Source organism: Rhizobium sp. SG_E_25_P2, assembly GCF_029892285.1.
In the GTDB taxonomy this organism is placed as follows: Bacteria; Pseudomonadota; Alphaproteobacteria; order Rhizobiales; family Rhizobiaceae; genus Rhizobium_E.
The window spans coordinates 37,216-49,275 of the sequence record NZ_JARXVM010000020.1; the positions used below are offsets into that span (position 1 = coordinate 37,216).

13 protein-coding genes are annotated in these 12,060 nt (G+C 61.9%); 7 read left to right on the plus strand and 6 right to left on the minus strand.

What is annotated here, in order from left to right; all coding sequences use genetic code 11:
• Positions 1-35: 35 nt before the first annotated feature.
• Positions 36-953: a LysR substrate-binding domain-containing protein gene (locus M2360_RS22505; RefSeq protein ID WP_280777625.1), complete on the minus strand. Its 918-nt coding sequence runs from the start codon at positions 951-953 to the stop codon at positions 36-38.
• A gap of 184 nt (positions 954-1,137) precedes the next feature.
• On the opposite strand from M2360_RS22505, the gene M2360_RS22510 reads away from it, so the two are divergent.
• Positions 1,138-1,572, plus strand: coding sequence for a cupin domain-containing protein (locus M2360_RS22510; RefSeq protein WP_280777626.1), 435 nt, complete (start codon positions 1,138-1,140; stop codon positions 1,570-1,572).
• Positions 1,569-2,126, plus strand: coding sequence for a DUF4865 family protein (locus M2360_RS22515; RefSeq protein ID WP_280777627.1), 558 nt, complete (start codon positions 1,569-1,571; stop codon positions 2,124-2,126). The genes M2360_RS22510 and M2360_RS22515 overlap by 4 nt, the downstream gene beginning before the upstream one ends.
• A 227-nt stretch (positions 2,127-2,353) precedes the next feature.
• Here the strand turns inward: M2360_RS22515 and M2360_RS22520 are convergent, their stop codons facing one another.
• Complete coding sequence (locus M2360_RS22520; RefSeq protein WP_280777628.1) at positions 2,354-2,983, minus strand: TetR/AcrR family transcriptional regulator; 630 nt, start codon at positions 2,981-2,983, stop codon at positions 2,354-2,356.
• Between the two features lie 280 nt (positions 2,984-3,263).
• Here M2360_RS22520 and M2360_RS22525 point away from each other — a divergent pair, with 280 nt between their 5' ends.
• The gene (locus M2360_RS22525; protein ID WP_280777629.1) at positions 3,264-4,202 is read left to right on the plus strand and encodes an alpha/beta fold hydrolase; all 939 of its coding nucleotides are present in this window, start codon (positions 3,264-3,266) and stop codon (positions 4,200-4,202) included.
• Positions 4,203-4,930: 728 nt separating this feature from the next.
• Here M2360_RS22525 and fba read toward each other — a convergent pair.
• Positions 4,931-5,995 (minus strand): class II fructose-bisphosphate aldolase, encoded by a 1,065-nt coding sequence (gene fba, locus M2360_RS22530; RefSeq protein WP_280777630.1) that lies wholly within the window; start codon positions 5,993-5,995, stop codon positions 4,931-4,933.
• Positions 5,996-6,360: 365 nt separating this feature from the next.
• On the opposite strand from fba, the gene M2360_RS22535 reads away from it, so the two are divergent.
• The 3 genes from M2360_RS22535 to M2360_RS22545 all read left to right on the plus strand — a co-directional run bounded on the left by M2360_RS22535 (position 6,361) and on the right by M2360_RS22545 (position 9,645).
• A complete protein-coding gene (locus M2360_RS22535) occupies positions 6,361-7,122 on the plus strand; it encodes a DeoR/GlpR family DNA-binding transcription regulator (RefSeq protein WP_280777631.1) in 762 nt (253 codons plus the stop codon).
• A 188-nt stretch (positions 7,123-7,310) separates the two neighbouring features.
• Complete coding sequence (locus M2360_RS22540; protein WP_280777632.1) at positions 7,311-9,203, plus strand: methyl-accepting chemotaxis protein; 1,893 nt, start codon at positions 7,311-7,313, stop codon at positions 9,201-9,203.
• Between the two features lie 67 nt (positions 9,204-9,270).
• Positions 9,271-9,645 (plus strand): nuclear transport factor 2 family protein, encoded by a 375-nt coding sequence (locus M2360_RS22545; protein WP_280777633.1) that lies wholly within the window; start codon positions 9,271-9,273, stop codon positions 9,643-9,645.
• 75 nt (positions 9,646-9,720) lie between these two features.
• Here M2360_RS22545 and M2360_RS22550 read toward each other — a convergent pair whose 3' ends face one another.
• From M2360_RS22550 to M2360_RS22560, 3 genes are all read right to left on the minus strand, one after another.
• Positions 9,721-10,125, minus strand: coding sequence for a type II toxin-antitoxin system death-on-curing family toxin (locus M2360_RS22550; RefSeq protein WP_280777634.1), 405 nt, complete (start codon positions 10,123-10,125; stop codon positions 9,721-9,723).
• Between the two features lie 29 nt (positions 10,126-10,154).
• Positions 10,155-10,310, minus strand: a complete 156-nt coding sequence (locus tag M2360_RS22555) for a hypothetical protein (protein WP_280777635.1) — start codon at positions 10,308-10,310, stop codon at positions 10,155-10,157.
• Positions 10,311-10,477: 167 nt separating this feature from the next.
• Complete coding sequence (locus M2360_RS22560) at positions 10,478-10,756, minus strand: helix-turn-helix domain-containing protein (protein ID WP_280777636.1); 279 nt, start codon at positions 10,754-10,756, stop codon at positions 10,478-10,480.
• A gap of 284 nt (positions 10,757-11,040) precedes the next feature.
• Here M2360_RS22560 and M2360_RS22565 point away from each other — a divergent pair, with 284 nt between their 5' ends.
• Positions 11,041-12,033 (plus strand): carbon-nitrogen hydrolase family protein, encoded by a 993-nt coding sequence (locus M2360_RS22565; protein WP_280777637.1) that lies wholly within the window; start codon positions 11,041-11,043, stop codon positions 12,031-12,033.
• Positions 12,034-12,060 lie beyond the last annotated feature (27 nt).

The window sequence follows — 12,060 nt, forward strand, 5'->3', positions numbered from 1 at the left end:
TGGGGCGACTGCTTCCGCAATCCCGTCCGCGATTGTCAGAGGGCATTCGCCACGCGGCCGCCCGTCATCCACTCGGGCGGGAATATCTCGTCGAGCGCCTGTCTGAGGATATTGGCCAGATGGTCCGCAATGGGGTTGGCGTGGCCCTGTGGTCGGTGCAGCTTGAGATGCAGCGAGGGCAGCGGCGGCAGGCCGTGCTCAGCCGGATCGAGAATGCGCACCGTGGATGGTCGGCCGATCGGCGTGCGCAGCGCAAGGCCCAGACCCGCCGCCGTCGCCGCCCACAGTCCGGCCAGGCTGGGCGTCACGAACGCGATGCGCCAGGCTATGCCATGCCGGTCCAGCTCGTCGCAGGCGATTCTGCGCAACAGGCAGGGCGCTTCGAGCGCCACCAGCGGCAGCGGTTCGCCTGCCTGCCTGCCCCAACCCGCCTGATCGTCTGTCGCGCCCAGCCAGCAAAGCGGCGCCGCGGCGATCGGCGGGGCAGGGGACGCGCCATCGTCCCAGGCAAGCGCCAGATCGAGATCGCCCGATGCGATCTTGGTCATCATCTCGCTGTTGCGCGCAATTCTCGCCTCGATCCGCACCTTGGGATGCGCCCGCGCAAAACGGCCAAGCACCTGCGGCAGCGCCGCCTCGCCAAAATCCTCCTGAATGCCGAGACGCACCCAGCCTTCAAGATCTGCGCCCCTGAGCGCTCCGACCGCCTCGTCATTGAGGCTCAGAAGTCTCCGCGCATAGGCGAGAAACCGCTCGCCGCTGTCGGTCAGCGCCAGGCCCCGGCCGGATTTGCGCAGCAGCGAAACGCCCGTCTGCTCCTCGAGCTTCTTGAGCTGCGCGCTGACGGCCGAGGTGGATCGGCCCAGCCGCTCGGCCGCCTCGGCAAATGATCCGGCGTCGATCCCGGTCACAAAACTCCTCAGCGCGTCCATGTCGAGATTGGTCCGTCGCATCTGTCTGTCCTGAATATCAGGATCATAGGTCCTGAATTATGCGATATTCAGGATGATGATGAAAGCGCATGATGCGTCTGTCAATCCTTTGCAGGCAAACGCGCATGACCCTTACGTTGATCACCCGCCGGCCAGACCGGCCGCCCACCCTCCTTATGGTCCCATCCAGCCGGCGGCGCCGTCCATGAGCAACCCGTTTGACATGCAATCGGCCTGCCCCTCGCAAATGAGGGTGCAGCGCGCCGGCGAGGGAATTGCGCCCGCGCCATCGGGCGTATCCTCAGGGCCGTTTCTGGTGCAGATGCTGCTGTCGAGCCGCACCGATGGCGAAATGACGGCGATGCGCATCTTTGCGCCGCCGGGCGTCGTCACCCATTGGCATTCCCATCCGCGCGGCCAGTTGCTGTTCGTGATCGATGGCGTCGGTTACGCCCAGCGCGATGGCGGCCAACGCGTCGAAATCCGCGCCGGCGATTGCGTCTGGTTCGCGCCCGGCGAACGCCACTGGCATGGGGCCGCGCCCTCAAGCCCCTTCAGCTATATCAGCATCCAGCCTGTTCTGGGCGACAGCGCCGTCGACTGGATGGAACCCCTCAACTCAGGAGACCGCTTGCCATGATCGCCATGCAATACAGCTTCACCATGCCGGCCGATTACGACATGGAGATCATCGACCGGCGCATTCGCGACAAGGGACCCTTGCTTGATGGCTTCCCGATGCTCGGCTTCAAGGCCTATCTCTCCGCCCGCGAACAGGGCGCGGACTATAAAAGTGCTGAAAACCTCTATGCGCCCTTTTATCTGTGGCGCGAGCCGGAGGGCATTGATCGCTTTTTGTCGAGCCCCGGCTTTGCGGCGCTGACGCGCGATTTCGGCTGGCCATCGGTCAAGACCTGGCTGATCTGGCATGCGGACCAGAGCGCCGATCTGCGATCGGCCAAATTCGCCACCCGCCAGATCACCGCAATCGCCCCCCACAGCGATCTCGCCGCCCGGCGCGATAGCGCAATCGCCGATGCGCGCGCCGCTGCAAAGGCCGGCGCGCTTGCCGCAATCGCGGGCTTCGATCCCACAGGCTGGAAGGCCGTGTCCTTCCGCCTCTGGTCATCGCCGCCCGATGACGTGTCGGAGGCAACCCAGATCTACAGCGTCGGCCACATCTCGCTGCCGTAAACGGCGTGGCTGCGCGCCCAAGCCACACTTAACCGTCCTGCTCGGCCCTGCGCCGAGCATTTGGGCGCGTCGAATTTTGCTCGCAACGCCAACGGGTTAGATGACGAGCATGGCTGCCTGCGCCGGTCCTGTCATCGACACTTGATATCGAGCCTTTTCTCACCGCGCCGGCAGATCCGTTCCACATGAAAGAGCGTGTTGTCCTCGTGAGACAATCAACATCGCGGCTATTGACAGTAAGCACGCATGAAAACTTCGGTGCCGCGCCAGACCCGCCGATTGATTTCCTCTTGGCTCACCGGTTCGGAAAGGCCAATCGCGGCTTTCACCATCAAGCCGCCTTCCCATAGGCTGATCAGGTCTTCGGCGGCCAGACGCGCGGAATCCGCTTTTACTGTTCCCTTCGCCATCGCCTCTTCGACGACCGCCGCCACCGCAGCATAGGCGCGACCCGGCGCAGCCTCATACAGTCGTTTCGATAGCTCCACATTTCCATGCAGCACAACTGACAATGTGCGAACCATCATTCGTCCATAGGGACCAAGGGCCGAAGTCAGAAACACAGCGCCAATTTGATTGAGCCGCTGCTTGAGAGGTTGTCCGGTTTCAGCCCAGGCAGGGTCGCCAACGACGCCTTCCATGATGGAATCAATCACGGTTTCAAACAGCGTGTCCTTGTCTTTGAAGCTGTTGTAGATGGTCACCTTGGATACGCCAGCCTTGGCGGCCACAGCTTCTACAGTCACGTCCTCATAAGCCTGTTCGGTAAACATCACCGTCGCAGCCGCCACAATGGCCTGTCTCTTGACAGGGTCTTTGGGGCGTCCAGAGCGGGGTTTCGGCGGCGCCTTCGCCATACGTGAACTCCTGTCTTTGCGTCTTGACTTAATGAACTGAATAGTTCATTAAGTCTTGCGCTTGTATCCCCCGATCCACACCGCTTTCATGGTCGAAAGAGGGGCTTTAGCGCCGATTGACCTCTAATTTGGCTAGGGCATACGACCAACCGATGGCGTTCATCGCAGGGATTGGCGGCATGTCAAACCACCTCAACCTATCGCGCAAGAGAGGTTGAGGCAAACAGACCGGATCCAGCCTGAAGCTGGAATACACCTCGATCCCAAAGGAAATGACTATATGAAATTCTTCAAAAATGTGATGCGCATCGTTGCAACCTTGGCTGTGACCATTGTCGCAGCAAGGGGCATTGCGCTTGCCGACACCACGGTGAGTGAGTTCTTTGTCGGCCAGATGCCCACCCAGATGTATGTTCAACACTGGAAAGATTCGACGACAGATGGAAAACCCAGCACGCCCGTAATCATGATTCACGGCGGAGCGCATTCCGGGATTTGCTGGACAAGCACACCTGACGGCAGACCTGGTTGGGCGAGCAATTTTGAAAAGGCCGGCCGGGATGTTTATGTCGTGGATTGGCCAGGCGTGGGGCGGTCCGGGTTCTGGCCAGGGTCGGTGAATATCGGGCCGAAGGAAAGTATCGACGCGATCATCAAGCTGCTGGAAAAAACCGGTCCTGGCGTCCTTGTTGGACATAGTATCGGCGGTTCTCTTGCGCTTAAGGTTGCTGAAGCCCGTCCCGATCTCGTCAAGGGTTTGGTCATTCTCTCCGTGGGCGCAGTTGAACTGCCGCTTCCGGATGCAAGATCTTTTCCGGCAGGCCAGATCGTCGTGTTTCCCAAGGAGCCCGCGCTGCAGCTTTTTGCATCATCCTCAAGCTTTCCACGCGACTATGCTGACGACTATTACAACTCCTTTCAGCCCATCAGCCCGCGTTTTGCCAATGCAGTCTCTACATTGAACGATGATCTCAAGCTGAACCGCAAGCTGCTGAGCGCATGGTCGCACATCCCCGTATTGTTTCTCGCAGCAGACGAAGACAGGGTCGCCTTGCCCGAGCGCACAGCCGTTACCGCCCAGGTCATCCATGCCAAGCAGATTATGCTTGGAAAGGACTGGGGTCTTCAGGGTCATGGCCATATGTCCATGATCGAAATAGGGTCCGAGCAGATTGCCGCCCGTGTGCTCCAATGGATGAGCTCGGCGGTGCAAGACTAGGTCGCGGGTCTGCTGGAAAGTCGCAGCTTGGAAAAGCGCTTGTCGACCCTAGTGTTTGTCAGGAAAAAGTGGAATCCGGCTTGGTCTTCCGTCCAAGCCATACACCGCCAGGGTTTCCAGATTGCAACTCGTCGAAGGCAGGCGCGACGCCTCTTTGGCGTGCTCCAGATGCTGGTGACGCAGGATCGCGCCGCATCGGCGCAGAATCCTCTCTATAGGGGCAAAGCACCTTCCCCTGGGCATGGCTCCCGCCGACGCTGATGCGCCAACCCGCCGCCTCGGCATAAGGCGGCTTCGATATCCTTCTTCGGATGCCGAGCGCGCAACAGCCTGCTCCAGAGAGGTAAGGAAATGCGAATGGTTATCAAGTGACAACCGTATTCTCTGTTTGAGCTATATGTTGGTTGCGCGTTTACTTAAAGTTGAATTCCGCATGAGGCGTCGCAATGAACGCGATTGGCGAGGCGGAAGGCTTTTCGTCATCCTTTGCGCCGGTCACTGAAAAATCACTTGCCCGCTGATGAGCGCGTCCAAAAACGCTCACCGTCGTCATGCTCGGCCTTGCGCCGAGCATCTGCCGCCGTTGAATATTTACTGCAACGTCAGTGGGTTGGACAGCTGTTGCAGACCCTAGGGACAAGCCCTAGGGTGACGTCCAACCACCCAAAACCAAAAAAAGCCGGAGGCCTCCCAGCCCCCGGCGCCTTGCTATCCAGCGTAAAACTCAGTTATCCCACCTTGGGCGCCAGGCTTCCGCTCTTGTAGCGTTTGGCCATGTCGCTCACCGAGATCGGCTTGATCTTGTCGGCATGGCCAGCCGTGCCGAATTCTTCAAAGCGCTGCGTGCAGAGCTTGCGCATCGCCGCCATGGCGGGCGCCAGATATTTGCGCGGGTCGAATTCGCTGGGGTTTTCAAACAGCACCTTGCGGATGGCGCCGGTCATGGCCATGCGGTTGTCGGTGTCAATATTGATCTTGCGCACGCCATGCTTGATGCCGCGCTGGATTTCCTCGACCGGCACGCCCCAGGTCGGCTTCATCTCGCCGCCGAACTTGTTGATGATCTCCTGCAGCTCTTCCGGCACGGAAGACGAGCCATGCATGACCAGATGCGTGTCGGGCAGTTTGGCGTGGATCGCCTCGATCACGCTCATGGCCAAAACTTCGCCATCCGGCTTGCGCGAGAATTTATAGGCGCCATGGCTGGTGCCCATCGCCACCGCCAGCGCATCCACCTGCGTGTCGCGCACGAATTGGGCGGCCTGTTCCGGGTCGGTCAGCAGCTGGTCGTGGGGGATTTCGCCTTCCAGACCATGTCCGTCTTCCTGTTCGCCGGCGCCATGTTCGAGCGAGCCGAGCACGCCGATCTCGCCTTCCACCGACACGCCGCCCCAATGGGCGATGTCGACGACGCGGCGGGTGATGCCGGCATTGTAATCGTAGTCGGCGGCGCTCTTGCCGTCCTCGAGCAGCGAGCCGTCCATCATCACCGAGGTGAAACCGTTTTGCATGGCGGTCACGCAGGTGGCTTCGTTATTGCCGTGGTCGAGATGCATACAGACCGGAATGTCGGGATGGATCTGCACGAGACCGTCGATCAGCTTGGCCAGCACCACGTCATTGGCGTAGGCGCGCGCGCCGCGGCTCGCCTGCAGGATCACCGGCGAACGCGTCGCCTGGGCCGCCTCCATGATCGCGAGCCCCTGCTCCATATTGTTGATGTTGAAGGCGGGGACGCCATAACCATATTCGGCTGCGTGATCGAGAAGCTGTCTGAGCGTGATGCGCGCCACGTGTGATCCTCCTGTTTCCCTGTGTCGGCGGTGTCTGAAGTCTAGCTCCATCCCTGACGTTTGCCATTTCAAACGTTTTAAATGGAATTAAACATTTAAGTCCCCGCCTAGGTGCAATCTCGGAAAATGAAAGTCAAGGCCGGAAACAAATTGAAATTTTGAAATGAAATCAGTCGTCCCGCGCTGGGGTCTTGCTGTGTGGGTTATATAAAATATTTAAATCGATTTGATGAACCCTTCGGCCCCATGCAGGGCTTGTTAAACATTTCTTCAGGAAAACGCTCGAGGGGCCCAAGCGTTCCCGCCCCTTGCCAGCCGCCGCCCGATCCGCCAAAACCGGATGTGGAAAAGCGGAGAGGGCGCGCATGAAATCGGAAGATCGCCGCGACGGCATCATGCAGTGGCTGCTGGCCGAGGGCCAGGCGAGCGTCGACGATCTCGCCGCCCGATTCAGCGTCTCCAAGATGACCATCCACCGCGATCTCGACGAGTTGGAGCAGAGCGGCTTTCTGCGCAAGGTGCGCGGCGGGGCCACCGTGCAATCCTCCGCCCGGTTTGAGAGCGATTATCGCTATCGCCAGAAAGTGGCCGCCGAAGAGAAGGAGCGCATCGCCCGCGCCGCAGCCGGTCTGATCGAGCCCGGCCAGACGGTGATCCTCGACGACGGCTCGACTTCGGGCCGCGTCGCCGCCCATCTCCTCGATCTCAAGCCGCTCACCGTCATCACCAACAATCTCGGCGTGATCTCCGCGCTCGCCGGCGAGACGGGCGTCAACCTCATCGCGCTCGGCGGCCAATATTCCAAGAAGTTCAACGGCTTCTTCGGCCTGGTCACGGATGCGGCGCTGGCCTCGCTCTCCGCCGACATCGCCTTTCTCACCGCCTCCGCCATCCAGGGCGCAGCCGCCTTCCATCAGGAGCAGGAGGTCGTCGTCACCAAGCGGGCGATGATGCACAGCGCCGAACGCAGCTATCTCCTGGTCGATCACGGCAAGTTCGACAAGCGCGCGCTGCATCTCTTCACCCCCCTCTCGGCCTTTTCCGGCGTCCTCACCGGCAAGCCGCTCGCCGCCGACGCCGGACGAGATCTGGCCGAATCCGGGGCGCGGGTGGTTGTGGCGGAATGAACTCCTGCGAAAACGGCCAATTCGGAAGACGATTGCCAAGGACGGCGTCCGGAATAGACCCGGAGTTTAGACCTATTGGTTGTTGTTTGCGACCAATAACGAAGAATTAATCAAGATATACAATCCTGAGTTTCGCATCGCATTCACAGAGTTGAAAATCAACATGCTGGCTTAGGGGATTTCCGGTAATGGACTTGCGCGCATTGGGTATTGGCGGTCGTTTGACCTTGTTGTCCGGAGTCGGCGTCGCCGTCATCGGTTTGTCCATTCTGGTGCAATCGGGATTTTCCGTCTCGATGAACCGCGCGATCGCCGACGGCGAGCGAGAGGCGGAAATCGCGCGAAATCTCGTCGACATGAAAGCCTCCATGCGCGGCATCGAGATCGGCGGTCAGCGTATGTTGCTGGCGCGCTCCGCCAAGGAGCGGGACGACGCCGAGGCCTATCTCGCCAAGCGGCTTCAATCGGTGAAGAAATATCTAGGTCTGGCCGAGACGGTGATGGTTTCTGACGTGGATCGGCAGAGAGCGGCGTCCCTCGGTCCGGATCTCCAGCGCTTTCACGATCTCTGGGCGTCCATGGCGGACGATGCCGGCGCCCAGCCATCCCGGGCCGATGACGTGACGGTTCTGCGCGACGCTTTGGCGCCCCGCGTCGACGAGGCGGTCGACGCCGCAAAGCAGGCGTCGGCCGAGGCTGGACGCGCCCGCGACCGCATCGTGGGCTATATGTATCTGACCAACATGATCACCTCGGCTCTGCTGATCGCGCTGATGACCGGCGCCGCACTGATCGGACGCCGGGCCATCGCTCAGCCCATCGTCCGCATCACCGGCTGCATGACGGCGCTCGCCGAAGGCGATCTGGCCCGAGACATACCCTATGCCGACAAACGCGACGAGATCGGCCAGATGGCCCGCGCCGTGGAGGTTTTCCGGCGCAATGCGATTGCGGTCAGGGATCTCAACGCCCGCGAAGCGGCGCTCCGGGTCGAAAACGCCGATCTGCAGGGCAATATCGCCGAAGTCGTCGCCGCCGCCGTCGCCGGCGATTTCACCGCCCGCATCGGCAGACGTTATGACGATCCCGATCTCGCCCGCTTCGCCAGCAGCGTCAATGATCTCGTCGTTTCCGTGGATACGGGCGTCGCCGAAACCAACCGGGTCGTCGCCGCGCTGGCCGTGGGCGATCTGACTGCGGCGATGCAAGGTCATTTCCGCGGCGTGTTTCTCGAACTGCAGACCAATGTCAACGCCACAATGGAGCGTCTGCGCCAGGTGATGGCCGAAGTCCGCTCCGCCATCGACATGATCGAAGCCGGCGCCGGCGAATTGCGCGTCGCCTCCAGCGATCTCGCGCGGCGCACCGAACGGCAGGCCGCCTCTATCGAGGAAACGGCTGCAGCTCTCGAGGAGATCACTGCCGCCGTTGGCGAATCCACCCGCCGTTCTTCCGATGTCGCGGTTCTGGTCGCCAACGCGCTGTCGAGCGCCGATCAGTCAAGCGACGTGGTCCGCAGCGCTGTGGCGGCGATGGGCCGCATCGAGCACGCCTCGGGCGAAATCAGCAATATCATCAATGTCATCGATGAAATCGCCTTCCAGACCAATCTGCTCGCGCTGAACGCCGGCGTCGAAGCCGCCCGCGCCGGCGAAAGCGGCAAGGGTTTCGCCGTCGTCGCCCAGGAAGTGCGCGAACTGGCGCAGCGCTCGGCCGGCGCCGCCAAGGGCATCAAGGAGCTGATCATCCGCTCGCGCAGCGAGGTCGACCAGGGCGTCGGTCTGGTGACGCTCGCCGGCGGCGCGCTCGACGCCATTCGAACCCAGGTCGTCGACATCAATGGACAGGTCGGCGCAATCGCCGCCTCGGCCAGCGAGCAGGCGGCCGGGCTCACTCAGGTCAACGCCGCCATCGGCGACATGGATCAATCCACCCAGAAAAACGCCGCGATGGTCGAGGAAGCCGCCGCAGCCACCAGTCGCCTGGCCGATGAAGCCGTGGTGCTCAACCGCCTGCTGGCGCGGTTCAATACCCGGGCGGATGCCAGCCGGGCTGGTTATGGCGCAAGCCGGGCGGCTTGACGCGCGGGGCCTGTTGAACGACGTTCCGCGTCCGGCATTTCTGCCGGACGCTGGAGATTGTGACGCCATGAGTTTTTCCAAAACTGTCGAGGCCTGTGTGCAGGCGCAACTCGACGCCTATAACGCCCGCGACATCGACGCCTTCATGCGCCATTGGGCGGAAGACTGCGGCTATTACGCCTTTCCCTCGACCTTGCTCGCCCGCGGCGCGGCGGAGATCCGCGCCCGCCATGTCGAGCGCTTCCGCGAGCCCGATCTGCATGGCCGGCTCGTCTCCCGCATCGCGCTGGACGATCTCGTCGTCGACCACGAGATCGTCACGCGCAATTTCGAGGAAGGCCGCGGCGAGGTGGAAGTGGTGGCGATCTACGAGATCCGCGACGGACTGATCGCCAATGCCTGGTTCAAGATGGGCGAGAAAAGGTTGGAGGGGGAGGGGTGAGATCGTCCGCTCGGGATCTGCGCAAACGATGCGTCCCGATATCGGATGACGCTGCTCGTCCGTCGTTGAGGCGTCCTATTGCCCATCCGCCAAGGGCTGTTCGGTTTCGACGATGAAGGCTTCGAGAAATACTTCCAGTTCCAACGCCTCTTTCTCACCCTCGATGACGGCGATGATCATCTCCGCCACGACAGGTTCTCCCGATGCTCCGATCACCTCGTCGAGGCGCTGGTCGAAGTCATAGCCGTGACGCTGCAGGAACAGCCGCGCGCAGTGAAAGGCGGTCCGCTTGTTTCCTTGGAGAAAAGCGTGCGCTCTGGCAATCGCCACGAGCGTGATAATTGCGAGGTGGAGAATGTCCTGCTCGCCGTCGTAAAAGGCTGCGTTCTCCGGGCGCGCAAGCGCGCCTTCGAGTTTGCCCGGATCGATGAGTTGATGTGGTTCACGGGTCGATGCGCAGTTGACGGCGTTGATCGCCACGGCGTCATCCGTCCCGATCCAAAGGAAAATCATTTGGCGAGCGCAGCGTTGATCCGTGGAAAGCGTTTCAGGGAATCCTGCGCAGACTGCTCTGCGTCCACTGTCTCCACGTTGCGGACCTGGAATTTCGCGGTTCTCTTGGTCGCGCCCTGTTCTTCTTCAGGGCCGCTTGTCTTGGTGAGCATCGCGTCGCTCTCCCTTCAGTGTCAAGCTTATGCTATATCCCGCACGTTGTATTTTGTATAATTAACACTTGGACACCGTCTATTCAAGCTGATGTTCTCCGGCGCTGGGCAATCGGTTGAGCGGCTGCCGATCACAACGGGGAAGCGGCCGCCATTCCGATCCTCCATCACCCCAACGCCTCCGTCACCAGTTCGGGAAACCGCGCGATCACCGTCACATAAGCGAGCGCGAAATCGGGCGGCGTGGCGCGGGCCTGCTCCCAGTCCCTCAGCGTGCCGACGGGCACGCGAAAGCGCGCGGCGAATTCCGCCTGCGTCAGTCCGAGATCTGAGCGCGTCCTGCGGAAGATGCGGGCGCGCTGTCCACGCTCCAGCGCTTCGGCGCTGACGTCGAAATCCTCGTCGTCGTCAGGCGCCGCCGTCAGCGCGATAGGCTTTTTCTTCACCGGAATTGCTCCTTCTCACGGATATGAAGCGGGGCCGATTTGGATATCCTGCAGCAATTCCGTCTTTGCGCAAGACGTTGGTCAAGCCGATCTCTCGCAATTGACGAATCGTCCCCGCCGTCGCACCTTGCTCACCGGCGCGGCCCGCGCCTCACCTTCATCGGCCATCCCCGGCATGGCCCTTGCGCGAAGGCAAAGGGAGTTTTCTCGGGTTCATCCTCTGTGGTTCGGTCTGCCGGATGCGGTTGCCGGGGAATACGCGTCTGGCGTCGAAAGGCCCAATCATGACCGACAACAGACGCTTCAAGCGCCTTGTGCGCGCCCGTGCGGCGAAAACCGGCGAGAGTTACACGACGGCGCTCCGCCATCTGCGCGCCCCCGAACCCGATGAACAGCAAAAGACGGCCCTGCGCATCGCCGTCTGCCAGACCGGCTATCGCGACGATCCCAGCGATGAACAGGCGCTCAGGACAGGCGGTGAAGAGATCCGCGCGCTGATGCGGCGGGCGAAAGCCGAGGGCGCGCGGCTCGCACATTTCCCCGAAGGCGCGCTGGTCGCGCCCAACAAGCGGGTGATGTCCTCGCTCGGAAGGCGCGAGATCGGCCCGTCCGACTGGAGCCGCTGCCGCTTCGATGTGATCGCTGTGGAACTCCGCGCCATCGCCGCCTTGTGCGCTGAACTCGGCCTTTTCACCGTGCTCGGCGCGCTGCATCGGCTTACGCCGCCGCATCGGCCGCATAACAGCCTCTATGCGATCTCCGACAAGGGCCGGCTGGTCACCCGCTATGACGAGCGCATGCTGTCGCACACCAAGCTGTCCTTCATGTATTCCCCGGGAGGCGCGCCGCAGGTCTTTACGGTCGACGGACTTCGGCTGGGCCTCGCCATGGGCATGGAGACGCATTACCCCGAACTGTTCATGGCGTACGAGGCGCAGGCGGTTGACGCCGTGCTGTTCTCCACCACGGGCGAGATCCCCGACACCGCGCCGCCCTTCGCCGCCAAGGCGCTCGGCCACGCCGCCAGCAATTCCTTCTGGGTGAGCTACAGCGCGCATGCGCCGCAAAGCCCCGGCGCGCCCGCCGGTCTCGCCGGGCCGGATGGGCGCTGGGCGGCGCTCTGCGGAAAGACGGGCGAGAGCGATCTCGCGGTGGCCGACATCACCCGCGATCCCGATCACCCGGCGCGGCCCTGGCGCAGGAAGGCGCGCGCTGATCTCTATGCGGCGGCCCATCCCGCCGATGATCCGCGCAGCGGCGTCCGCACTCGTTTCTGATCCGCAACAGTCGATGCAATTGTTGCT